Origin of the sequence: Flavobacterium sp. JAS (genome assembly GCF_020991455.1) — a bacterium.
In the GTDB taxonomy this organism is placed as follows: Bacteria; Bacteroidota; Bacteroidia; order Flavobacteriales; family Flavobacteriaceae; genus Flavobacterium.
The window spans coordinates 104,766-127,585 of sequence record NZ_JAJMOX010000012.1; the positions used below are offsets into that span (position 1 = coordinate 104,766).

Sequence of the window (22,820 nt, forward strand, 5' to 3'; positions counted from 1 at the left end):
AAGCTCCACAAAGTATATCATACTAAGATTAAAAAAGAAAGAATATCACTTTAATCCGTTTTTTAATTGAAACGGGATTTTTTTATTGTAGATTTTAGAGTTCGAATTTATGCTTGTCAGGCTGAGCAATTCGAGAGCCCAAAAGGTTTACCGCCTAGTTTGTCATTTCGACGTAAGGAGAAATCCTCGCAAGAAGCTCCACAAAGTATATCACACCAAGATTGAAAAAGAAAGAAAAATCTTAAAATTAAATTCTAACTTTAACCAAAAAATTAAAATGCAATTACAAGAAGGCTATCATACTTACTACATATACATCATAACAAACAAACATAAAACTGTTTTTTATACTGGAGTCACAAATAATTTAAAAATTCGTTTAAGCCAACATACAGAAAACAGCACAAATGGAAATAAAACTTTCGCCTCAAAGTATCACGCTACAAACTTATTATATTATGAAAAATTTACTTGGATCCAAGAAGCAATTGCTCGTGAAAAAGAAGTAAAAGATTGGCGAAGGGAAAAGAAAATCGAATTGATAAAGACTATTAATCCAAATCTTGATTTTTTGAATGATTTATTTGCATGATTTTCTTCGCGCAAAATTCCCTCTCTTTACAGAGTTTCTTGCGAGGATTTCTCCTTACGTCGAAATGACAAGATTGTGGATAATTGGAACTTGAATATTAATATCCTGGGCGTCTCCCTCCGGGCCGGGCTTTCGGCTATATCTTTTGTTCCGTTTCACTTCACAAAAGGATACCGCCTCTATCCCTGACGCAAAATCGTTTCCACAATAAAAGACAATTTCTTTGATAATTTATAAGAAAAAAATGAATATTTTAGCTTGATATAAAAGAGAATGTTTTATAGTACAAAGCCAATTTAAAACGAAGATATTCGAACTGTTTTTATGATATATTTACTAATGAATTATAGTCCATTTTAATGAGCACTATTGTGAAAAACAGAAAAACTATAATTCGTTTTTTAGCAAGCTTAAGTATGCTAATTTTCTTCTGCCCTTTTTTCCAAATGTGTTCTGACAAAAATATTAAAGGAAGTTCTCCTTTTATCAAATCATATCATAAAACAAAAATTGTAAAAGAAAAAGAAATAGCTTTCGAACATGCAAAAAAAGATTTTTCCATGAGTGGCTATGATTTGGCGATGTCTTTCGAACCAGTATTCTTAAGCTTTACATTCATAATGTTTATCAACATAACCTTACTAGTTTGTTTCATTAGAAAGCATTATCACCAATTATTTCTATGTTTTTTGAACTTATCTGCTATCCTTTTGTCTTTTCTTGTTTTAATATCTTTCTTACCCTTTTTAGGAAAGATTAGATACGGAATATTTGTATGTTTAATTAACTCGACTTTGTTATTTTACTTCGTTTATAAAGAACAAGAAGATATAATATAAATCAATTAAGAAATAAACAATTTGACTGAATACCAATTTCCTTAATTGCTAAAAATCTATAAATTTTGAAAATGCGTAAGTTATTTTAAAAATAAGAACTGAATATAATCCTTTTCAAAAACCATTAATAAATGAAATACCTTCTAATGCTTCTTTTAGTTTTCGTTTTAAGTAGCTTTACTAACGAAAAACAGGTTGAACTGAGAATTTATAATGACAGTAAATTCAAGATTGAGAGAATAAAAATCAGCTTTAAAGGGCATGAAATAGAATACAAAAACATTGAATCTAAAAGTTACAGCGAAACTAAAGCCGTTGATGGTTTATGGAAAGATAACTGTTATGATTTAACTATTTACAAAAAAAACTTTTTCACTAAGAACTTTTGGGCTCATCAGATTTGTTATCCAGTTGATCATATTAGTGATAATAAGATTGAAAACGGAAAATATACTCTGAAATTGAAAATTAAACAGAAAGACAAAAAAAGTTTTTCTGTTGAATCTGAATATATTACTGAAAATAAAAATGAATGATTATATAATACAACAAATTTAAAAACGATGAAAAATAAGTTTGTAAGATTGGTGTTAGGGATATTTTTTCTATTGTTTATTTTATCCATATTTTTATTAGTTCTACCCAACAATTTTTTCATATTTAAAGAGAAACTTATTGAAAACCAACAACAATTAGGTGATGAAATTATAGCAACATTTAAAGATAAATATACATCTTCAGACCAAATATTTTTAGCAACAGAAAGATACCATAATATAGATTGCGGAACAGGTGTAAAAACAAACATAATAGACGACATAAAACTTAAATATTATAAGCTAAAGCACAAAAATCTCTTACTAATGGATAATGTTTTTGCTACACCTCTAAAAAAGACTGAGAAAATTATTCTAACCAAAATAGGAACTTATACAAATGAACAAATACCCAACAATAGTGATTATATGGTCGTTGATGGAAAAACGATTACAAATTTAAAATCAAGTAAAACAAACGTATTTATATTAAATTTTGATTCTATAAATAGCGATACAGTAGAAATTTCTTTTAGGGATTATTTAAAAAACACAATTGCTTTTCATTTCACTCTTGTGTTAAAAAATGGTAAGTGGAAAACCCAAGCTCTGCGAAGTCTCCCGACTTCCTAGCGACAATACTAAAACACTGCATTAATTAAAAGAATATTGGAACGGGTACGAAGTCAGAAGACTTCGCGCAGCATAACTAAAAATCAAAGTTTAGCAAAAAGACCAAAACCTACCAAAGGTTGTCAATAACAACTATAAGTAGCGTAATAACAACTATTGGTAGCTGAATTTCTTTGTAAACAGGCTATGGAGCAATATAACTTTGCGGTATCAATTTAAAAAAAAAATTATGATGCTAAATTCAAAATCAGTAGGCAATAAAATTTCAGTGGCCAGAAAGAAAAATAATCTTTCACAAGCAGACCTTGCGCAACAAGTATCTATTAGTTCTCAAGCAGTTGGTAAATGGGAAAGAGGCGAGTCAATGCCTGATATTTCTACATTAAACCGACTTGCCGAAATTCTGGGCGTTGATTTAAACTATTTTTCTGAAACGTTCAAATCTAACGATTCAGAAAGCCAATTTGAAACGACTCGAAAACCAGGTGCAGAAGTTTCAACAACAAAAGTTAAGACTAATTTAGGTTTAAGTTGGAATATGTCATCAGGAAACTGGGTCGACGCAGACTTTTCAGGACTAAATAACCTTAAAGACAAATTCAGCACTTCGAATATGAAGAACTGTAAATTTATTGATTCCGATTTGTCCGACTTAACACTTCAATCCAACAATATTATAGGTTGCGATTTTTCTAATTCAGATTTAAGAAACAGTAAAATCCGAACTTCTAACTTAGAGAACAATCAGTTTATTGAATGTTTGCTCATAGACACCGAATTCACGTCCAGTGAAATTAAAAACTGTAATTTTTCAAAAGCAAATTTTTCAGGAGTTGAATTAAAGACATCGGAACTTAAAAATTGCATTATAGAAAATGCGGTTTGGAACCTGTCAACATTTAAATTGTCACATATTTCTAATGCAGTTTTTAATGGTACAATAGAAGAATGTTCTTTTGAAAACTGCTCTTTTACAAAAGTCACTTTTAAGAATGCAACACTTATAAATACTTTTTTTAAAGGCAAAAGGCTAAAAGGTATTCAGTTTATTGACTGTCATGTGGACCGAATGACCTATGAATTTCTTAAAAATGGAAAAGCTGATTTAACAGGCCTTACTTTATTAACGTAGTGTCTACAAAACATAGAAAAGCTTTATTTTGCAGCCCAATCGATAAATAAAATTGTTATTATAAATTAATACTCAAAAGCATCTTGGACATTAAAAAAATAGGACGCAGATTCTTCTATCTTCATACGACAGGAAATGATTCAATAAAAGTAACTTTGGGATTTTCTAGTGTTCAGGCATTTTTTGTATTGGGAGTTTTTGCAATTGTAAAAAAAAGTTTATTCCCAACTTTGCATATTACAATGCTTTTTTTATTTTCATCTTTTTTTATAATCAGTTTAACAATTAACTATTTTAATTATAAGATATATAGAAAGCATAATAAAGATTTTACTGCACAGTGGAATACTGAAACAAGAATAAGTAAAATTATATATCGAATTTGTAATGTCGCTTTTGTGATTCTTGTTTTCTCAATTTGCATTTATATTTTAGAATATTTAGATAACAGATCTTAATCAAATGAATATAAAAACCTTAATTCCAAAAGATAAATTTGATTTTGAAACAGTTGAAAAACTCAAAAACTATTCATTTGAAGAAATCGAACCTATAATTCCTAATTTACTTGAATGGTTACAAGATATAAATTGGCCCATTAGCAAACCAATTGGAGAGCTTTTAATTCCTTTTTCAGAAAAGATTTCTTCTGAAATATTGAAAATTTTAAAAAGTGAGGATCAAGTCTGGAAATATTGGATTCTCCATACTTTTGGAGAAATTGTTAAAGATAAAATGGTTTTGAATGAAATCGAAAGAATTGCTAAAGATCCAACAAAAGATGAAATTGACGAAGAAGTTTTTGAAATTGCTAAAGTGATAATTAATAAAAATACCTTTTGATTCTTTTCAAATAAAAAAACTATTTTAGCTTAGTACAAATTCAATTACCACTAAAAACCAAAACCATGAAAATTACGATTCCCCTGTCGGCATTATTCCTGTTACTTACTACTACTTTATTCAGCCAGACTATTGCTGATTTAAAACTAAAAGGCAAAGAAATTCCTAAAACCTACACCTATAGCGACGGTCACAACTGTATTACTCCTCAGGCATGTACATTTTATAATGACATTGCAACTTACAGCAACTTTGTTGGAACTGTAAAAAGCAAAGAAATTCAAAGTTTCAAAAGTAAAAAAGACAGTGGATCTATCATGTATTTTGAATTTGAAAACAGATTCAAAGGCGATAGTTTCCTTCAAGGATTACTGTGGGGAAAAGACAAAGAACCAACAGACGAGCATCCGGAAGAGTATCTTGCCAAAGGAAAATTCCTGATCATCTGGAGTTTTCATACTGATAGTGCCATCAAAGAAAAATCGGAAGCCAAAATAGATGCTCTTTTAAAATAAGCAACAAAATCAGACTCCAAACTAAACAACAATATCAAAAATGAATCGACAAGGCGCAGTTGGAGCATTGCTTGACATTTATGAGCAGGCAATTTCAGATCTTAAAAATGTTATTAAAAGCATTCCAGACAATGTTTTAACAAACATCATAGACGAAAAAACAACTAATGAGGATTGTAAATCCATACAAAAAATTCTATCTCACGTTGTAAGTTCCGGTTATAGCTATGCCACCAGTATTCATAACCTGAAAGGACATAATGCTAAGCGACCTGACAGAGTTTACCGTTTGTCTATTGAAGAATATCTGAAAGACTTAACGAATGTTTTCATATTTACCGAAAGTGTTTTCAGCGAAATTAAAGACGATGAATTAGAACAATATGACAATTCATTAAAAATACAAACGGGCTGGGGACAATTGTATGATATTGAACAATTAACAGAACATGCTATTGTACATATTCTGCGACACAAGCGACAAATAGAAAGAATAAAACGTAGCCAATTGAAATAAAAATTACGCAGCTAACACAAGCACCCCACTCGCGAACACAAGCTATATAAGTTATGCTTATCTTTGTTTTTCTTTTTTAATAAATCTTGCAAAAAACAAATAATAATGAAACCACAAATCCGAATCCTACTTTATTCAATACTCTTCTTTTTATACCTTTCTTCAACTTCTTTTTTACTCTCTTTGGGAGAAATATTAAAAACTGATCCTTATATAACTTTAGGCTTTGGTTTTGCTGTTTTAAATCTTATTTATGCCTTCTTCGCATTAAAGTGGACACTTTTACTAAATATAATATGTTCTGTTTTAATTGCGTCTCTGGCGTTATTCTTAGCAGTGAATTTTGCAAATCTACATCTGTTATCAAAGTACGATCCTTATCTGGTTAAAACCGCAATATTTACAAATGCTCTTTTGTCAATTATATTTTGGGAAATTGTTTATCAAGTAAAAATTAGAAGACAATAAAAATAAAGCATCATTAAAATCTTCAACACAGACGTTTTTACAATCATGAAAAAACTTATTGTTTATCAAATAGATTCTTTTACAAAAGAAAAATTTAAAGGAAATCCGGCCGGAGTAGTTGTCAATGCAGACGGATTGAAGGATTCTGAAATGCAGCAAATTGCCAGAGAATTGAACAACTCTGAGACCGCTTTTCTTTTCTCGCCAGATGGTGATGATTGCGATGGCGTAATACGCTATTTTACTCCAAGTATAGAAGTTCCAATTTGTGGTCACGCAACGATTGCAGCAATGTATGCCAAAGCTCTTGAAGATAATTTAGATTCTTGTGTATTAAGAATGAAAACTCAAATTGGGATTCTGCCGTTTGAGATTATCAAAAAAAATGGAGATTATCAGGTTTTAATGACACAAGGACGTTTTGAACTTAGTCCAACATTCGACGATGATACCGAAAAAAGAATGGTCGCCGCGCTAGGACTCGATTATGATGATATCGATACAAGATGTCCTATTCAAATTGCTTCTACAGGACATTCAAAAGTTATGATTGGGATTAAAAGCCGAGAAAAACTTAATACATTGTCTCCAAAATATACTGATTTAGCCGAGTTAAGTACTGAAATTAATTGCAATGGTTATTTTGTTTTTACATTTGATTCTGACGATAATGATGTCCTGACCTATGGCAGAATGTTTGCTCCTGTAATAGGCATAAATGAGGATCCTGTTACTGGTAATGCAAACGGACCATTGGGCGGTTATTTAATCCGAAACAACATTGTTACTTATCAAAATAACAAATTTGAATTCAATGGAAGACAAGGCGAAAAAATAGGCCGACTTGGTACTATAAACGTTAAAGTTACGATTGAAAACGACAAGCCTTCCTTAATTCAAATTAAAGGTGATGCCGTTGTTATTTTTAGAACCGAAATAGAAATTTAAAAACACTCTCGATTTCTCATCCCCTATTTATATAATTCATAAATTTATAACACGATTATTATTTTATGATCGGAATTAAGTTCTAATTTTTTAAAATGAATCTTATGAAAACTAAAAAAATATGGGCGAATTTAGGTGTCGAAAATTTAGACCGAACAACTAAGTTCTATACTGATTTAGGGTTTGAACCAAACGGTCACAATACAAATAATGAACTGAGGAGTTTTCTTTTTGGTGATGATAATTTCATCATTCATTTTTTTGTAAAAGAGAGATTTAAATGGGCTATTAATGATGAAATGGCCGACTTAAAACTGGGAAACGAAATTATATTCTCGCTTTCGGCCGAAAGCAAAGATGAGGTAGACCAATGGTTGCTAATTGTTAAGAAAGCCGGCGGAAGTATTTTTGCTGAACCACAAGATTATGGAGACGGGTATTTCTTTGGGTTTTCTGATCCGAATGGCCATAAATTTAATTTTTTGTACTGGCCGAAATAAAATGGGTTTTAGACAAAACATCTAAGAGGCGCACTGCCGTGCGTCTCTACGTTAACGCGACGAGTTCTTATGAAAAATAAAGCTCTGATTTAGCCCCGATAGAGCCGATATCCTCGTAATGAAATGGAGAGATAAAGGCGAAAGCGGGATCGAAGGTTCTTGTGAAAATTAAAACTTCTGCTCCTGAAATTTTTAAATTCCAAATTTTCAAATTCCAAATTCCAATCTTAAATTGATTTAATTATTGATTTTCATTCTAATCTGAAACCAAAAATAATTATACAAAACAAATACCTGATAAAAGTCAAAAACCGATATATTTACACCTTGAAAAATCAATGATCTCCAGAATGAAAAAAATTACTTTACTGTTCTCTATATTATTTTTGACTCTTGCGTCATGCGGTGTAAAAACTACGCAGTCCTTATTAAGTGACGGAAATTATGATGCTGCAATTGATCGTGCAGTCGATGCATTAAAGACCAAAAAAGACTCGAAAGGCAAACAAGATTATGTGTATTTGCTTGAAGAAGCTTTTGCAAAAGCCAAAGACAGAGATTTACGCAATCTTGATTTGATGATAAAAGAGGCAAATCCTGCCAATGCTGAACGTATTTATAATACCTATTTGCAATTGAATAACCGTCAGGAAAAAATTAGACCTTTATTGCCTTTGCAATTATTGAAACAGGGAAAAAATGCTTCTTTTCCGTTTGATAATTATTCGAATGAGATTGTTAGCAGCAAGAATGCGTTGTCTAAATATTTATATGAGCATGCTTCGGTTCTTTTAAAATCTAACAATAAATTGGATTTTAGAAAGGCGTATGATGATTTTTTCTACTTAGAAAGTATAAATCCGGGTTATAAGAATGCGAAAAAATTAATGGAAGATGCACAGTTTAAAGGAACTGATTTTGTGGATATTTATGCCACAAACGTAACCAATATGGTAATCCCAAAACAGCTTCAGGATGATTTATTAGACATTAAAACTTATGGATTAAATGACAAATGGACGGTTTATCATAGCGCTAGACAAAAAAATGTTACTTACGATTATAGTCTGATTGTAAACTTTGTTCAGATAAATATTTCGCCTGAGCAAATTAAAGAAAAACAATTCATTAAGGAAAGAGAGATAAAAGATGGCGTAAAAACACTTTTGGACAGTAGAGGAAGACCTGTTAAGGATAGTTTAGGTCGAGAAATAAAAGTCGATAATTATAGAATACTTCGCGCAAATATATATGAGTTTAGACAATTTAAATCTTGTCAGGTTACAGCAAAAGTTGATTATGTCGATTTAAGAACCAATCAATTAATGCAATCTTTTCCACTTACGAGTGAATTTATTTTTGAAAATATTTACTCTACTTACAAAGGTGACAGAAATGCCTGTGAGGATAATTATATGAATTATTTCAATAAACGTTCTGTTCCGTTCCCAAATAATGAGCAAATGGTTTTTGATACGGGAGAAGATTTAAAAGCCCGACTGAAAGATATTATTGTCAAGAATAGATTTAGGGGATAATTTTTGAATTACAAAAAACCAACATATATGAAGACGTACAATAGTGCGTCTTTTTTTATACCAAAACAAGAAATCTGGTTTCACTATTTTCTACAGAAGGTATTATTTTAATACTTCATCCCCCTAACAACGCAATTGTACTGTTACGCATCTCTACCTTTTTTCTTCCTGATAATAATTTTCTAAAAAAAAACTGCAAAAATATTTTTCGCAACCAAAAAGTTGCTTATATTTGCAACTGATTAGTTGCGTATTTAAATAAATCCAAAATGAAACGAGATATTTTTCAGGCAATTGCCGACCCGACTCGCAGAGCAATTTTAGTATTAGTGGCTACAAATGCATTGACGCCAAATGCTATAGCGGAAAAATTTAATACAACACGACAAGCGGTTTCTAAACACATCAAAATTCTTAATGAATGTGAATTATTGGATGAAAAGAAATCGGGACGCGAAATTTATTATCAGCTCAGAATTGAGAAAATGAAAGAAGTTGACAAATGGCTTGAACAGTTTAAAGAAATCTGGGAAAACCGTTTTAGTCAATTAGATCAAGTATTAATGAATCTAAAATCTAAAGAAAATGAAATCTAATCTATTGATGAATTTTACCGTGGACAAAGAAAATAGTACGGTAAACGTAAAGCGTGAATTTAATGCATCTCTTGCAAATGTGTGGTCTGCCTGGACTGAAGCCGAAATATTGGACCAGTGGTGGGCGCCATCGCCTTGGAAAGCCAGAACTAAAAGTATGGATTTTAAAGAAGGCGGACGTAGACTTTATGCTATGGTTGGACCTGAAGGCGAAGAACATTGGGCTATCGCCGATTTTACTTCGATAACTCCAAAATCTAATTTTAAATATCTTGATGCTTTTTGCGATAGCGAAGGTAATTTAAACGAAGATTTCCCGAGATCTAATTGGAATGTGAACTTTTCTGAACAAGGTAATTCGACTATTGTAGACATTGCAATAAAACATAAAACATTATCAGATCTTGAAAAAATAATCGAAATGGGTTTCAAAGAAGGTTTTACCATTGCCATGGAAGGTTTGGACGAAATCTTTTCTTCAAGAACGAAATAAATCGTATCCTTTATTTGTATAATCCTGTTCGTTTTCTAACGAATGGGATTTTTTTTGGCATTTACTAAAATCAAAATTTGTATTTTAGCTTATTAGGAGTTTGTTCTAATAAGCTCAATTTTATAATGACCGAAGAGGTTATTAAATACCATAAAATGAATAAAACTATTATCCTTTCCTTCGTACTATTTTCTTCAACTTTAGTTTTTAGTCAAGCCAATAAGTCGAAACAAACAGAAACTAGTAAACCTTTTGTATTGGGTCTTATTGATGAAATCCAATCGAAAGAACTGGGTGAAAAAAGAATTTTGAATATTTATCTTCCTGAGGGTTATAATGCAGACGATGCAACAAAATATCCTGTAATATATTTATTGGATGGTTCTGCCGATGAAGATTTTATTCATATTGTCGGCTTAGTACAGTTTAATAGTTTTGAATGGGTAAATCAGGTTCCAAAATCTATTGTTGTGGGAATTGCGACTGTTGATAGAAGAAGGGATTTTACGTTTCCGACGGCTATTGAAAAAGATCAGAAAAGTTTCCCAACTTCAGGGCATTCTGATCAATTTATTGCTTTTATAGAAAAAGAATTACAACCTTTTATAGATAAAAAATACAAAACTAACAATTCTAAAACCATTATAGGCCAATCGTTAGGCGGGCTTTTAGAAACTGAAATCCTCTTAAAGAAACCTAATCTTTTTAATAAATATGTCATCGTGAGCCCGAGTATTTGGTGGGACAACGGATCGATATTAAATCTGGACAGTGCTATTCTTCAGGAAAACTTTAATCAGCAAACCGATATCTACATTGCAGTTGGCAAAGAAGGACCTACTCCAACTAAAATCCCGAGGGTTATGGAAGTTGATGCAAACTTACTAGCCGAAAAAATTAAGGCATCGAAAAGCAAACACTTAAAGGTGTATTTCGATTATTTGCCTCAGGAAAATCATGCTACTATTTTGCATCCGGCCGTTTCAAATTCATTCCGTTTTTTTTATCCGATAAAACAGAAATAATAAAACGAATCGGTTTTTAAACTTATTGAAATTGAATTTTTAAAGAAATGAAAAATAGCGACGAAAATAAATTAGACAACCCCGTTTGGAGCTCACTCTCTGAAACTCATGCAGAATTTGCCATTGATTATAACGGAACTAAATTTTACAATCCGGACTATTGTCCGTTTGGAGGTTTTGCAGAACCTGATAGTGTTTTGGAGGCAGGCAATCAATATGCAAACTTAACCGAAAGCTTTTTTATTGTTGGTGAAAAACCTGTAATTGCAAATTCACTAAAAATTGTAAAAGAATTGGTTTGTCTTCAAATGATTGTACGCGATCCAATAGAACTTCAAACAGACAGCGAAATTGTTACGCTTACTGAAAAACACAATGAAGAACTTTTGTATTTGATTAATTTAGTTCAGCCGGGATATTTCAAAACAAAAACACCTTTATTAGGCAGTTATTACGGAATATTTAAAGAAAATCAATTGATTGCTGTTACGGGCGAGCGCATGAAAATGAACGATTTCACAGAAGTTAGTGCTATTATCACACATCCGGATCATACCGGAAAAGGCTATGCAAAACAATTAATTAAGCATTGTGTCAATTCTATTCTAAGTCAAAATAAAACTCCTTATTTACACGTAGTTGAAAGTAATATTGGTGCTATCAAATTATATGAGAAACTGGGTTTTGTGACAAGAAGAAAAATAAGCTTTTGGAATATTTCTAAAAAATAGTACCTTTACCATAACCCTAATCTACTATTAACAATTTTAATCTACTACGGTAATGAAAAAAGTAATTTTAAGCTTCATTTGTTTAATTGGTTTATCAATAAGTGCAAGTGCGCAAACACAAAATGAACTTGTTGGAAAATGGATGTTGGTAAAATGGACCAAAAATGGAAGAACTCAGAACATTAAAGAATACTTTAAAACCACTTCGGTTTTACAGGTTTTTCAGGAAAATGGAGATTTTGAAAGCCGTATTGGCAGCGAAAGCACCTATTCTAAATGGAAATTAACCAAAAACGATTCTGAACTTGTAATTGTTGACTCCATGGTTTCTATCACCTCTTCTATTGATTATTTTGATGCCAAAAAACGTGTAATTACTACGCCGGAAATGGGGACATTTGAATATAAAAAAATTCCTGATGCTGAATAAAATACAGTAGTTCCTTAATTAAAATTGTAAGAACTAGTTTATTATAATATGACACTAAATAAACAAACCGTAAACGAATATATGGCAGCATTTAGAGTAAGTGATCATGCTAGAATTCTTGCTTGTCTTACAGACGATATTGTTTGGGAAATGCCCGGAATTTATCAGCATGTTGGCAAGGAAGCATTTGATAAAGAAATTGAAAATGAGAATTTTATTGGAAGCCCTACCATTCAAATCATAAAAATGGTTGAAGAAAATAATATTGTCATTGCTGAAGGTGCTGTTCAAGGAAACATGAAAAATGGTAATATATTAGATGCTGTTTTTTGTGATGTTTTTGAAATGGAAAACACTAAAATAAAAAAGCTGACTTCGTATTTAATGTCCCGAAATTCAAGTTTAAAATTTGAATAAAAGTTTACTTCTTGGACATTTACTGCATGAGATTTTACCGCAAAGTTCACAAAGATGTACGCGAAGTTCGCAAAGGAATTGAGTTCAGATTTTAGATTGTTTAATTTCGACAATCTAAAATCTAAACTCTTAAATCTAAAATTCTTTTACCCCAACCAACCATCGCGGTCCAGACTTCTATACTGAATAGCCTCGGCGATATGTTGTGAAACAACGGTAGGCGATGCATCCAGATCAGCAATTGTTCTGGCGACTTTCAGGATTCTATCGTAGGCTCGTGCCGAAAGATTTAATCGTTCCATAGCGGTTTTCAATAATTCTTTTGATTGCTCATCGAGCGCACAATATTCACGAATCAATTTACTGCTCATTTGAGCATTGTAATGTATATTTTCGACTTCTTCAAAACGCTTGGTTTGAATTTCCCGTGCCGCAGTGACACGCTTTCGGATTTCGACACTGCTTTCTGCTTTCCTGTCATCGGCCAACTTTTCGAAAGGAACTGGCGTTACTTCAATATGAATATCAATTCGATCTAATAATGGACCAGAAATTTTACTCAAATAACGTTGCATTTCATGTGGCGACGAAGTATTTGGCTGACTTGGATCGTTAAAAAAACCACTCGGGCTTGGATTCATACTAGCAACGAGCATAAATGAAGACGGATAAGTAACCGTAAATTTAGCCCGTGAAATAGTAACTTCACGATCTTCGAGCGGCTGACGCATAACTTCGAGAACATCACGCTTGAATTCCGGCAATTCGTCCAGAAATAAAACACCATTATGTGCCATCGAAATCTCACCTGGTTGCGGATAACTGCCTCCGCCAACAAGTGCTACATTCGAAATTGTATGATGCGGGCTACGAAATGGCCGCTGATTCATAAGGCCAACTTCTTTTAATTTTCCGGCAACACTATGAATCTTGGTTGTTTCTAATGCTTCTCGTAACGTCATGGGTGGCAAAATACTGGGCACCCTTTTGGCCAACATGGTTTTTCCTGCTCCAGGCGGACCAATCAAAATAATGTTATGCCCTCCGGCTGCAGCAATTTCCATACAGCGTTTTATGCTTTCTTGTCCGCGGACATCTGAAAAATCGAATTCGGGAAAATCGAGCGTTTTATAAAATTCGGCTCTTGTATCAATGACGGTTGGTTCGAGAGTTCCTTTTCCGGCAAAAAAATCAATTACTTCTTGTAGTTTTTCAACTCCGTAAACATCTAATCCGGTTACAATTGCAGCTTCTTTTACATTTTGAATTGGAAGAAAAAAACCTTTATAACCTTCTTCTTTTGCCTTTATTGCAATTGGCAAAGCGCCACGAATAGGCTGTAAACTTCCGTCAAGAGAAAGTTCACCCATAATAATATAATTTTCGATTTCGGGTGCTTTTATCTGATCTGAACCCACTAAAATTCCCATTGCCAGAGGTAAATCGTAGGCTGAACCTTCTTTTCGCAAATCGGCAGGCGCCATATTGATGGTTATTTTTTTGCCTGGCAAACTCAAACCATTATTTTTAAGAGCCGCTGCAATGCGATAACTACTTTCTTTTATGGCATTATCGGGTAAACCAACTAGGTGATAACCAATACCTTTATCCATATGTACCTCTACCGTAATTGTTGTTGCTTCGACTCCAAAAACGGCACTTCCATAAACTTTTACTAACATAAAATCCTTTCATTAAATATTTTTAAATCTAATGAAATAAAATTCATTTAACAATTAAAATATTACAAATAAATAACTTTAATAATTTAAAAAATATACGCTCTCAAAAGCACCAAAAAGTAAGAAATCACAATTAAATTGAAATAAAACCAGTATTTATGCTTATCTTGCAAAAATATCATCGATTATCTATCGAAAATTTCGATTTCTGATTTGAGAAATCTTTCTGCAATTGGTTTTGCATCTGTATATCGGCTGAATATTTACTATCGGCTTAAATAATCTAAAAATTTAAAAAGATGAACTTTAAATTAATTAATTCCATTTCGGGATACAACGAGACATGTACACCAACAATCATTGCTGCTTTTTTGCATACGCACTTAGAACAATATGGCGATAAAATAGAAGATATTCTTAAATGCATAGATTATGTAATGAATCCGGACAGAGGCGGCAATATTGTTATTGGTTTAGAGGATCAAAAAATTGTTGGTGCTGTAGTTTTAAACAACACAGGAATGAAAGATTATATTCCTGAAAATATTCTCGTTTACATCGCGGTAGACAATTCTGAAAGAGGAAAAGGTTACGGTAAAAAACTAATGGAAAAGGCAATTTCTATTACCGAGGGAAATATCGCTTTACATGTTGAACCAGATAATCCTGCTAAAATATTATACGAGAAGCTTGGTTTTACAAATAAGTATCTGGAAATGCGTTTAATTAAATAAACTGAATTATTAAATTCAATAAAAAATAAAGCCAAATGGCATTCATAAAATTATATCGAAATAAACTAAAAGAAAATTACACTTTTCTGAATTCTCTTTTCGAGTCAAAAAACATTCAATGGGGTGTTGTTTCTAAACTTTTATGTGGAAACAAACTTTATTTAAAAGAAATTATTTCGCTTGGAGTGAGAGAAATACACGATTCTCGGGTTAGTAACCTAAAGAAGATTAAATCCCTTGATGCTTCTATACAAACAGTTTATATAAAACCTCCCGCTAAACGAAGTATTCCAAATATTGTAAAATACGCTGATGTCAGTTTTAATACTGAAATCTACACCATACAAATGCTTTCGCAAGAGGCTAAAAAACAGAATAAAATCCACAAAATCATTATTATGATCGAAATGGGGGATTTACGTGAAGGTGTTATGGGCGAAGATTTGCTCGAATTTTATGGTACTATTATAAGTACGCCAAACATTGAAATTCTTGGAATTGGTACTAATTTAAATTGCCTTAGCGGAGTTATGCCAACTCAGGATAAACTGATACAATTGAGTTTATACAAACAACTTATTGAAGCTAAATTTAATATCAGTATCCCTTGGGTTTCCGGCGGAACATCGGTTGCGATTCCTCTTATTATCAAAAATGCCAGACCTATGGCTGTAAATCATTTTAGAATTGGTGAGGCTTTATTTTTTGGAAAAGATTTATTTACCGGCGAAACTATTAAAGGAATGCACAATGATGTCTTTAAACTTTTTGCAGAAATTATTGAAATTACCGAAAAACCGGATACCCCAACAGGAGAACTGGGTGAAAATGTAGCAGGAAATACTTTTTCTATACAAAGTGTTGAAGATCTTGGCGGAACTTCTTTAAGGGCAATTCTCGATATTGGATTACTAGATATGCAGCCTCAATACCTCGAAGCAGTCGACAAAGAAATTACAATTGTAGACGCCAGCTCTGATATGTTGGTAATTGATATTTCAAATTCAACTCAAAAATATAAAATTGGCGATTTGATCTCTTTTAATATTCAATATATGGGAGCTTTGTATTTGCTAAGTTCTAGCTATATCGAAAAAAATATCGAGTAAAGATACTTTGTTTTTAAAACTCTAGCCCAATCTGATTCTTTATTTCCTCAACTATTTTACTCAAATCCAAACTATTTTGATGTGACCAAAGCGTGCTTTCAATCTCATTGTTTCTGATGCACTTATGACATTCAATTGCTTCATGCGTATATCCTTTTCCGAGATTTGGTAAACTAAAATTGGTTTCTTTACCCTCTTTAAAAATAGAATAACCATCAGCGATAAACCACGGAGCATTAAGTTGAATATATCCTTGCGTTCCGCTTATTGTAGCTTTCATATCAGATTCTGAAATTATCGAGGCTTGTAAACCTGCTTGTGCTTTATCATACTGCAAAATCATGGATGTTTGAAGATCGATTCCGTTTACATTATAAATTGACTTCGCTATAATTTCATTTGGCTTTCCTAATAATATATAAGAAAGAAACAACGGATATACTCCTATATCGAATAAAGCTCCTCCACCAAGATTCTTTTCAAAAAGTCTTCCTCCCTCCTTTTCATCTGCATAAAAAGCAAAATCGGCTTTGATATATTTTACATCACCAATTATTCCTTGATTTACTTGTTCTAAAACCTCTTGAACTGTTGGAATAAAACGAGTCCAGAATGCTTCCATAAAAAATTTATTGTGTTTTCTGGAAGCTTCAATCATTCGAACAGCATCTAAATAAGACAGTGTCATTGGTTTTTCGCATAAAACATGCTTTCCGTTTTCTAATGCTTTAATAGATAATTCGGCATGCGAATCGTGTGGTGTCGCAATGTATATAATATCGACCTGATTATCTTCAAAAAGCTCTTCGTAGGCACCGTACGCTGTTTTACAATTGTATTTTGTTGCAAATTCTGCTGCTTTATCCTTATTTCTAGAAGCTACAGCAGTTAATTCGGCATCTTCTAAGAGTAATAAATCTGCTGCAAATTGATTGGCAATATTTCCAAGACCTATTATTCCCCATTTAATTTTCTGAATTTCCATTCTTAAATTTTAATTATAAAAAATGTTAAAAAGCTCAAATATACGTCATCATTAAAAACAATCTGACGTTTTTCTACAATAAACACCAATATTCACCGCAAAAAAAGCAACAGAAATATAAGAAAAATTTCCCTTTTATTAAATAGCTTCAAAAAAACGTTGCCAAATTGTAAATTTTAAGTCCATTTTAACAAATAGATGCAAAACAGAGGGGGTTAAATTGAAAAATTAACAAAAATTAAACATTAGACTCTATTTTTTTTAGGGGTGTTGAATGATTTTATATTTTTATCAAAAATTTAAAACTAAATAACTATAACTATGCGAAAAATTATTTTAAGTGTGATTCTTATCACTATTTTGGTACTGACCTTTGTATCAAACTTCATTTTATCAGACAATCCAATTCCAGCAGAAGCTGTAAAGTTTGATACAGGAGACACAGCTTGGATGATCGTAGCAACTGCATTTGTATTGCTTATGACGCCAGGACTAGGTTTTTTCTATGGAGGAATGGTTGGTAAGAAAAACGTTATCAGTACAATGCTACAAAGTTTTATGGCAATGGTAATTGTTACTATTTTATGGGTTATTGTTGCTTTCGGATTAGCATTTGGCCCTACTATTGGCGGAATCATTGGAAATCCACTTCCAAACTTATTCTTCCAAGGTGTTGGTACTAGTACTGCATGGAGTCTTGCCCCTACAATTCCTTTTATGTTATTCGCATTATTTCAAGCAAAATTTGCCATCATTACTCCTGCATTAATTACAGGTGCTTTTGCAGAACGTATTCGTTTCTGGGCCTATTTATTATTTATGGTTTTATTCATCATATTCATATATTCACCTTTAGCACACATGACATGGCATCCTGATGGAGTTTTCTTTAAAATGGGAGTTTTAGATTTCGCCGGAGGAACTGTAGTACACATGAGTGCTGGTTGGGCTGCATTAGCCGGAGCGATCTTCTTAGGAAAAAGAAAAGTTCAAAAAGTTAATCCTGCAAGAATCACCTATGTATTATTAGGAACAGGTTTATTATGGTTTGGATGGTTTGGTTTCAACGCAGGTTCTGCATTAGGATCAAACGGTTTGGCTGTACAAGCTTTAGGAACTACAACTGTTGCTGCCGCTGCCGCTGCTATGGCATGGGTTTTCCTTGATAAAATCATCGGACATAAATTATCTGCACTTGGTGCATGTATTGGAGCTGTGGTAGGTCTTGTTGCTATTACGCCTGCCGCAGGTTTCGTAAGTATTCCACACGCAATTTTCATCGGAGCTTTTGCTGCAATTGTAAGTAACCTTGTAGTAAGCAAATTCCCTAAAGGAAAAATTGATGATGCTCTGGATGTTTTTGCTTGTCACGGTGTTGGTGGTATGGTAGGAATGTTACTAACTGGTGTTTTTGCTTCAAAAGCTATTAACCCAGTAGTTGGAGATAATCAAGGTTTGATTTTCGGAACTCCAACTTTGTTCATCAACCAATTAATCGCTTTAGTAGCTGTATCAATCTTCGCTTTTGTAGGTTCTTATATTTTGTTCTTTGTTGTAAATAAAATTACTCCTCTAAGAGTTACTGAAGAAAAAGAAGAATTAGGATTAGATATTTCTCAACACGGAGAATTCTTATAAGAAATTAATATACGCCCCCTTTTCCCCTAAATTAAAAAATCCCTCTAAGCTTAAACTTAGAGGGGTTTTTGTTTGAATTAATTTCAACCTTTAATTATATTTTAGATTTCTACTCTCTATATAGTCTATTGTCTATATTCTATTTCATTGAGTCTTGCTTCTTTCTTCTCCTAAACGACTATTTAAAATTACCAATTCCTTCTTTCAGCCAATGCAAATATTCATCAGCGCTAACATAACTAATAGTAGGTTTTGAACTGTTTAAATTCTTTCCTTCCAGATCCGTTATAATATATAATGGTTGCGTATTTGTTTTATATTTAGAGATCATAAAATCTGTCCATTTATCGCCAACAGTAATAATTTTATCTCCTGATTTAGTTACAAATTGCTCTTCTACAGGCAACTCACGTTTATCATCAACATAAAGAGAAATCAAAACAACCTCATTCTTTAAGATTGGTAAAATCGTTGGTTCAGACCAAACGTTGTTTTCCATTTTTCTACAGTTTACACAAGCATATCCTGTAAAATCAAGCATAATTGGTTTGTTGATTGATTTTGCATACGCTAATCCATCTTCGTAATCATGAAAAACCATGATACCATGCGGGCCTAATTCTGCTCCGTCAGGCAAACCTTTTATAGACTCGGCACTAACATTTGAATTTGCAGAACCTCCTACTCCAAAAGGACTTTCGCTATATTGCGGCGGTGGCGGGAATGCGCTGATTAATTTCAATGGTGCTCCCCAAAGTCCAGGAATTAAATATACTGTAAACACAAGCGTAAGCAATCCTAAATACAATCTACCCACAGAAATATGGTGTAACGGACTATCGTGTGGCAATGTAATTTTTCCAAATAAATACAACGTTAAAGCTGCAAAAATTGCGATCCAAATTGCAATGAAAACTTCTCTTTCTAAAAAGTGCAATTGAAGTACTAAATCGGCATTTGATAAAAATTTGAATGCTAAAGCTAATTCTAAGAATCCTAAAACAACTTTTACCGTGTTCAACCATCCGCCAGATTTTGGTAATGAATTTAACCAGCCTGGGAACATTGCAAACAACATAAATGGTAAAGCTAATGCCAAAGAGAATCCTAACATTCCGATAATCGGGGCAATTCCTCCATTTGAAGCTGCTTCAACTAATAAAGTTCCAACAATTGGTCCAGTACAAGAGAATGATACAATTGCCAAGGCCAAGGCCATAAACAATATTCCGATAATTCCGCCTCTGTCTGCTTGCTGATCTGCTTTATTAGCCCATGAATTTGGCAGCATAATTTCGAAAGCTCCCAAAAATGAAGTAGCAAAAATGATCAATATCACGAAGAAGATTAAATTAAACCAAACATCAGTAGACAATGCATTTAATGCGTCTGCTCCAAATACTTTAGTTACAATTAAACCTAAAATAACATAAATAGCGATAATTGAAAAACCGTAAAAAATAGCATTTCTAATTCCTTTTGCTCTGCTTTTACTTTGTTTAGTAAAGAAACTTACCGTCATTGGGATCATTGGGAAAACACAAGGTGTCAACAATGCCGCAAATCCTGAAATAAACGCTACAAAAAAGATAGACCATAAACTTCTTGTTGGAGTTGGTGCAGGAATTTCTTCCTGAGCCGAAATTCCTGCCGGAGCTGTATGTACCTCAGCTTTAGTAGTATCTACAGCAGCTGATTTTGCAACAGTATCAACTGCTAAGCCTTCTACCTTAGTTTCATCTTTTTTTGATTCTGTAACACTTGCAATCGCATCCATTTTAAATGTTGATGGAATTGCTATTGAGAATTTTTTATTCGAATTGATACAAACTTCTTTACAAACCTGAAAATCAAAATCAACATCAACCGTTTTTAAATTTGGGTTTATAATCTTGATTTCTTGTTCTATATGTGCTTTACCTTCAAAGAAAGTTTCGTTTACACCAAAAACGTCATTAAAAGCCGTTCTTGTTTTTCCTTCTTTGGCTTTGCCAACAAGTTCAAAATTTCCTTTTTGATTTTTAAATGTAATTTCTAATGCAAGCGGTCCGCCATCCGGTGTAAACTGCGAATACATGTGCCAGTCTTTTTCAATCGTTCCATCAAAAATCAAAACAGCGTTGTTTCCTGATTTCTTTTCAATTTTAGAAGTCCATTTTACCGGTTCAAGAATTTGTGCATTCCCTTTTGCAAAAGCAAATATGAAAAACAGCAAAAACACAATGGTTTTATTCCAGATACTTTTCGACATTATCGTTTGATGGTATTGATTAAAGTTCATTATTGTAATTCTATTTTAAGTATTTTATTTGTGGTATTTTCAATTTTAAAGCGTTCGTCCTGTCTGATTCCAATGACCCAGACAATTTGATTTTCTGAACACAAAATCCATGTTTTTTCTTTTTCAATCAAGGATAATTTTTCGTCTTTAAAAAGTTTACTCACTTTTTTAGACTTACCCTGCATTCCAAAAGGATGGAAAACATCACCCTTATTCCATTTACGTAAAACCAAAGGAAATTGGATTTTTTCAGCGTCCACAAATATAGCTTTATTTGAATCTATTGTAATGTCGTCTACCTGACAAAGCCTCAATTTTAAGGGAAAATTAACGTCTGTTACATTTTCATTAATTTCAAATTCTTCATTTTCTGACATTTCAGAAATTGGACTTAAAATCAAACTATCACGGTTTTTCAACAATCTAAACTCAGCCGAAAGTACTTGTTTTCCGGATTGGCTGTCTACTAAATCATAAATATCATTCCATGCCAAAAAGCCAAATTCATTTAACCATTGGTACAAATATGATTTATAATTGGGTAGTTTTTTAAGCTGATTTAGATCGAAATGAATATCATCGCCAACTTCTTTAGCAACCTGCTGATAAATCATAATCGATGCATCTTCAACCATAACTTGCGATTCCTGCAAGTAAGATTGCGTTTTCTGAAAAGCATTCAAAAAGTTGGGATTAATTTCCTTCAACATCGGAACCAAATCATGACGGATTTTATTCCGAAGGTATTTATTAGAAGCATTGCTGCTGTCTTCTCGCCAATCGATGTTATTTTCCTTTGCATATTTCAGAATTTCGTCTCTCGAGAATGGCAAAAGCGGGCGAATAATTTGATCATTTTCTTCGGGAATACCTATTAATCCGTCTAATCCTGTTCCTCTGGTTAAGTTGATAATAAATGTTTCCAGATTATCATCAGCGTGATGTGCTGTTAGAATATAATCGAATTTTTCGGTTTCCAAAAGTTCATAAAACCAACTGTAGCGCAGTTCGCGAGCGGCAACTTGTGTAGATAACTTATAATCTTTTGCAAAAGCTTCGGTATCAAATTGCGTAACAAAAACAGGAATTTCATTTTGATCACAATAGTTTTGAATAAAACTCTGATCACCAAAACTTTCTAATCCGCGCAATTGAAAATTACAATGTAAAACGGCAATTTCGCATGGCAATTGCTGCAATAAGTGCAACAAAACCATACTGTCTAAACCTCCGCTTACGGCAAGAAATAGTTTCTTACCTTCCAAAAATGGAAACCTTGAAGTGATGTGATTTTGAAAATTTTTAAACATTGGATAAATGTAAAAAATTAAATTCGATCTATTCTTAAATGAAATGTTAAGCGTGATATTTTTTTAGCCACGAAATGCACAAATTAGCACGAATTATTTTTCCACGCAGATTTAAAAAGATTTTGGAAGATTCACGCAAATTATTTTTTAATAAAAATCCATTAAAATCTGCCTAAATCTGCTCCCGATAGCTATCGGGACTGCGTGAGACAAAATCATTTTAATTCTTTATCCCGATAGCTATCGGGAGTGGCTATATTTTTTCGCCACGAATTGCATAAATTTTCGCGAATTGTTTTTCCCGCAGATTTAAAAAGATTTTGGCAGA

Annotated in this window: 24 protein-coding genes; 20 read left to right on the plus strand and 4 right to left on the minus strand. The window is 32.6% G+C overall.

Translation table 11 applies throughout. The features are described from left to right. Window positions 1-277 precede the first annotated feature (277 nt). The 17 genes from LPB88_RS18540 (at window position 278) to LPB88_RS18620 (ending at window position 12,753) form a co-directional block, all read left to right on the plus strand. The gene (locus LPB88_RS18540) at window positions 278-592 is read left to right on the plus strand and encodes a GIY-YIG nuclease family protein (RefSeq protein ID WP_230717151.1); all 315 of its coding nucleotides are present in this window, start codon (window positions 278-280) and stop codon (window positions 590-592) included. A gap of 970 nt (window positions 593-1,562) precedes the next feature. Further along, window positions 1,563-1,967 carry a hypothetical protein gene (locus LPB88_RS18545; RefSeq protein ID WP_230717153.1) on the plus strand — a complete coding sequence of 135 codons (405 nt, stop codon included), beginning with the start codon at window positions 1,563-1,565 and terminating at the stop codon, window positions 1,965-1,967. A 27-nt stretch (window positions 1,968-1,994) separates the two neighbouring features. Then, window positions 1,995-2,600, plus strand: coding sequence for a hypothetical protein (locus LPB88_RS18550; protein WP_230717154.1), 606 nt, complete (start codon window positions 1,995-1,997; stop codon window positions 2,598-2,600). Between the two features lie 229 nt (window positions 2,601-2,829). Then, window positions 2,830-3,732, plus strand: coding sequence for a pentapeptide repeat-containing protein (locus LPB88_RS18555; protein ID WP_230717155.1), 903 nt, complete (start codon window positions 2,830-2,832; stop codon window positions 3,730-3,732). Between the two features lie 462 nt (window positions 3,733-4,194). Next, window positions 4,195-4,575: a DUF5071 domain-containing protein gene (locus LPB88_RS18560; protein WP_230717157.1), complete on the plus strand. Its 381-nt coding sequence runs from the start codon at window positions 4,195-4,197 to the stop codon at window positions 4,573-4,575. Between the two features lie 65 nt (window positions 4,576-4,640). Next, window positions 4,641-5,090: a hypothetical protein gene (locus tag LPB88_RS18565; RefSeq protein WP_230717159.1), complete on the plus strand. Its 450-nt coding sequence runs from the start codon at window positions 4,641-4,643 to the stop codon at window positions 5,088-5,090. A 40-nt stretch (window positions 5,091-5,130) separates the two neighbouring features. Beyond that, window positions 5,131-5,607, plus strand: a complete 477-nt coding sequence (locus LPB88_RS18570) for a DinB family protein (RefSeq protein WP_230717161.1) — start codon at window positions 5,131-5,133, stop codon at window positions 5,605-5,607. Window positions 5,608-5,712: 105 nt separating this feature from the next. Then, on the plus strand, window positions 5,713-6,075 hold the full coding sequence (locus tag LPB88_RS18575) for a hypothetical protein (protein ID WP_230717163.1): 363 nt from the start codon (window positions 5,713-5,715) through the stop codon (window positions 6,073-6,075). Between the two features lie 45 nt (window positions 6,076-6,120). Beyond that, window positions 6,121-7,023, plus strand: a complete 903-nt coding sequence (locus tag LPB88_RS18580; protein ID WP_230717164.1) for a PhzF family isomerase — start codon at window positions 6,121-6,123, stop codon at window positions 7,021-7,023. A 104-nt stretch (window positions 7,024-7,127) separates the two neighbouring features. Beyond that, window positions 7,128-7,523, plus strand: a complete 396-nt coding sequence (locus LPB88_RS18585; RefSeq protein ID WP_230717165.1) for a VOC family protein — start codon at window positions 7,128-7,130, stop codon at window positions 7,521-7,523. A 350-nt stretch (window positions 7,524-7,873) separates the two neighbouring features. After that, window positions 7,874-9,061: a hypothetical protein gene (locus tag LPB88_RS18590; protein WP_230717167.1), complete on the plus strand. Its 1,188-nt coding sequence runs from the start codon at window positions 7,874-7,876 to the stop codon at window positions 9,059-9,061. Window positions 9,062-9,330: 269 nt separating this feature from the next. Next, window positions 9,331-9,657 (plus strand): helix-turn-helix transcriptional regulator, encoded by a 327-nt coding sequence (locus tag LPB88_RS18595; RefSeq protein WP_089352764.1) that lies wholly within the window; start codon window positions 9,331-9,333, stop codon window positions 9,655-9,657. Beyond that, complete coding sequence (locus LPB88_RS18600) at window positions 9,647-10,150, plus strand: SRPBCC domain-containing protein (protein ID WP_230717168.1); 504 nt, start codon at window positions 9,647-9,649, stop codon at window positions 10,148-10,150. Before LPB88_RS18595 ends, LPB88_RS18600 begins: the two co-directional genes overlap by 11 nt. A gap of 155 nt (window positions 10,151-10,305) precedes the next feature. Then, on the plus strand, window positions 10,306-11,175 hold the full coding sequence (locus tag LPB88_RS18605; RefSeq protein WP_230717170.1) for an alpha/beta hydrolase: 870 nt from the start codon (window positions 10,306-10,308) through the stop codon (window positions 11,173-11,175). A gap of 47 nt (window positions 11,176-11,222) precedes the next feature. Next, window positions 11,223-11,906, plus strand: coding sequence for a GNAT family N-acetyltransferase (locus tag LPB88_RS18610; RefSeq protein WP_230717172.1), 684 nt, complete (start codon window positions 11,223-11,225; stop codon window positions 11,904-11,906). Window positions 11,907-11,958: 52 nt separating this feature from the next. Next, window positions 11,959-12,336: a hypothetical protein gene (locus LPB88_RS18615; RefSeq protein ID WP_230717173.1), complete on the plus strand. Its 378-nt coding sequence runs from the start codon at window positions 11,959-11,961 to the stop codon at window positions 12,334-12,336. A 48-nt stretch (window positions 12,337-12,384) separates the two neighbouring features. Then, complete coding sequence (locus tag LPB88_RS18620) at window positions 12,385-12,753, plus strand: nuclear transport factor 2 family protein (RefSeq protein ID WP_230717175.1); 369 nt, start codon at window positions 12,385-12,387, stop codon at window positions 12,751-12,753. 146 nt (window positions 12,754-12,899) lie between these two features. On the opposite strand, the gene LPB88_RS18625 is transcribed toward LPB88_RS18620, so the two are convergent. After that, window positions 12,900-14,435 carry a YifB family Mg chelatase-like AAA ATPase gene (locus LPB88_RS18625; RefSeq protein ID WP_230717176.1) on the minus strand — a complete coding sequence of 512 codons (1,536 nt, stop codon included), beginning with the start codon at window positions 14,433-14,435 and terminating at the stop codon, window positions 12,900-12,902. Window positions 14,436-14,734: 299 nt separating this feature from the next. On the opposite strand from LPB88_RS18625, the gene LPB88_RS18630 reads away from it, so the two are divergent. Further along, window positions 14,735-15,169, plus strand: a complete 435-nt coding sequence (locus tag LPB88_RS18630; RefSeq protein ID WP_230717177.1) for a GNAT family N-acetyltransferase — start codon at window positions 14,735-14,737, stop codon at window positions 15,167-15,169. Window positions 15,170-15,204: 35 nt separating this feature from the next. Next, window positions 15,205-16,278: an alanine/ornithine racemase family PLP-dependent enzyme gene (locus LPB88_RS18635; protein ID WP_230717179.1), complete on the plus strand. Its 1,074-nt coding sequence runs from the start codon at window positions 15,205-15,207 to the stop codon at window positions 16,276-16,278. Between the two features lie 13 nt (window positions 16,279-16,291). Here LPB88_RS18635 and LPB88_RS18640 read toward each other — a convergent pair whose 3' ends face one another. Beyond that, window positions 16,292-17,263, minus strand: a complete 972-nt coding sequence (locus LPB88_RS18640; RefSeq protein WP_230717180.1) for a Gfo/Idh/MocA family protein — start codon at window positions 17,261-17,263, stop codon at window positions 16,292-16,294. 321 nt (window positions 17,264-17,584) lie between these two features. On the opposite strand from LPB88_RS18640, the gene LPB88_RS18645 reads away from it, so the two are divergent. Beyond that, the gene (locus LPB88_RS18645) at window positions 17,585-18,901 is read left to right on the plus strand and encodes an ammonium transporter (RefSeq protein ID WP_230717182.1); all 1,317 of its coding nucleotides are present in this window, start codon (window positions 17,585-17,587) and stop codon (window positions 18,899-18,901) included. 178 nt (window positions 18,902-19,079) lie between these two features. Here the strand turns inward: LPB88_RS18645 and LPB88_RS18650 are convergent, their stop codons facing one another. Then, on the minus strand, window positions 19,080-21,182 hold the full coding sequence (locus tag LPB88_RS18650) for a cytochrome c biogenesis protein CcdA (protein ID WP_370635872.1): 2,103 nt from the start codon (window positions 21,180-21,182) through the stop codon (window positions 19,080-19,082). Continuing rightward, on the minus strand, window positions 21,182-22,492 hold the full coding sequence (tilS, locus tag LPB88_RS18655; RefSeq protein WP_230717185.1) for a tRNA lysidine(34) synthetase TilS: 1,311 nt from the start codon (window positions 22,490-22,492) through the stop codon (window positions 21,182-21,184). The genes LPB88_RS18650 and tilS overlap by 1 nt, the downstream gene beginning before the upstream one ends. Window positions 22,493-22,820 lie beyond the last annotated feature (328 nt).